General features: G+C 50.6%; 1 protein-coding gene, 2 tRNA genes and 1 pseudogene. 3 read left to right on the top strand and 1 reads right to left on the bottom strand.

The window, feature by feature from the left end:
- Positions 1-205: 205 nt before the first annotated feature.
- Positions 206-295: transfer RNA gene (locus OB87_RS19415), tRNA-Ser, on the bottom strand.
- A 94-nt stretch (positions 296-389) separates the two neighbouring features.
- Between OB87_RS19415 and mtfA the strand changes: the two genes are divergently transcribed.
- From mtfA to OB87_RS20185, 3 genes and pseudogenes are all read left to right on the top strand, one after another.
- Positions 390-1181: a DgsA anti-repressor MtfA gene (gene mtfA, locus OB87_RS19410; protein ID WP_033571004.1), complete on the top strand. Its 792-nt coding sequence runs from the start codon at positions 390-392 to the stop codon at positions 1179-1181.
- Between the two features lie 109 nt (positions 1182-1290).
- Positions 1291-1366, top strand: a tRNA-Asn gene (locus tag OB87_RS19405).
- A gap of 162 nt (positions 1367-1528) precedes the next feature.
- Positions 1529-1669 (top strand): annotated as a pseudogene (locus OB87_RS20185) (Arm DNA-binding domain-containing protein); the annotation flags it as partial.
- Positions 1670-1803 lie beyond the last annotated feature (134 nt).

The raw sequence follows: 1803 nt of genomic DNA, 5'->3' as shown, positions 1-1803 counted from the left end.
GATTTATTCAACAAAGTCGAGGAGCGACAAAAAAGGAAAGAAATCACGGTGATAATTTCTGATGTAAAAATGGTGATTTCATGACACTTCCGCCAAAAATATCATGCAATTAGATGTTAGGCTGTGCCATCGGCATTCGAGAGCAACTGACAACTGCTTATCCGGAAGGAAATGGATGTCTAGAGAGGGACTGAAGAGTGTTAAGTGGCGGAGAGAGGGGGATTTGAACCCCCGGTAGAGTTGCCCCTACTCCGGTTTTCGAGACCGGTCCGTTCAGCCGCTCCGGCATCTCTCCGTAAAAGTGGTGCCTATAATGCCCTGTTTTATGGCATGTTAACAACAATAAACCGACGCCTTTGAATTCAAGTGATGACTTAGCGAGCAACACCATGATGAAGTGGCAATGGAAATCCCCTACCCCTGACGCTTTTTCGGACTGGCAGCAGGCACTGTCTATCCCGCTGCTAACGCCGCTGGTAGAGACTGAACGTCAGCGCATCGTCATGCTGGCCAGGCAGGTTCTGCGCCAGAAACGTTTGGTGCCGTTGCAGGGGCTGGCGCTGACGGAGCTAATGGCACAGCGCATCGCGCTTTTGTTTGCGCTCCCGGTGCTGGAGCTAGGTATCGAATGGCTTGACGGCTTCCATGACGTACTGATCCACCCTGAACCGTTTATGGTCAATGGCGAATGGATGGATGAATTCGGTCTGGTGCATAGTGGCCCCAGCGTACAATCGGGTCAGAGCTGGGATCAGGGACCAATCGTACTGAACTGGCTGGAGATTCAAGATTCGTTCGATCTTTCCGGGTTCAACCTGATTATCCACGAAGTTGCGCACAAACTGGATAGCCGCGGCAATGAGCGACCGTCAGGCGTTCCTTCCATGCCGCTGCGTGATGTAGCACGCTGGGAGCAGATGCTGCATCACGCGATGGAGGCACTGCGCGAGGAAATAGAGCTGGTGGGCGAAGACGCTGCCAGCATGGACCCTTACGCCGCGACCGACCCGGCGGAATGCTTTGCTGTACTCTCCGAATACTTCTTCAGCGCGCCTGACCTGCTGGCGGAGCGCTTCCCAACGGTATACCAACACTTTAGTGGTTTTTACCGCCAAAACCCGTTGGAACGTTTGCAGCACTGGCAAGCAAGCCATCCACAGGCTGATTTGTCATCAAAATGACGCGGAATCCTACGGATTGTACAGAAGCCAAGCAGTCAGCGCAGAATGTCGGTTTTGCCCGTTGACAGCTTACAGGCACCACGGATAAGATGCGCCCCGTTCAAGCGATTCCTCTGTAGTTCAGTCGGTAGAACGGCGGACTGTTAATCCGTATGTCACTGGTTCGAGTCCAGTCAGAGGAGCCAAATTTAAAAAAGCAGATGTCGAAAGGCATCTGCTTTTTGTTTTTCATTCAGCGTGATAGCGTGAAATATCTTCCCGATGCATTTTCAGTTTTCCCTCTGCATCGGGAGAATTTGGTGGTCAGATTTGGGGTCAGGTTAGTTCGATGACGGAGTGACTCCCACATGTCTCTTAACGACTCAAAAATCCGCAACTTAAAACCATCAGCAAAACCCTACAAAGTTTCCGATTCTCACGGTCTGTACCTGTTGATTAATCCCGGCGGTTCACGTCTCTGGTATCTCAAATATCGTATCAATAGAAAATAATCGCGTCTTGGCTTAGATGATCCTACCCTATCGATGTCATTGCTGAGGGAATAGATATTACGCCCACGATGATGAGCAAGGGAGCAGCCACCGCTATGCTCAGAAACATCTCTAAATAGCTTATATGGACA

Source organism: Dickeya undicola (assembly GCF_000784735.1).
Classification (GTDB): Bacteria; Pseudomonadota; Gammaproteobacteria; order Enterobacterales; family Enterobacteriaceae; genus Dickeya; species Dickeya undicola.
The sequence above is the reverse complement of the archived record's forward strand: the minus strand, read 5'-3'. Positions and strand labels throughout refer to the sequence as shown.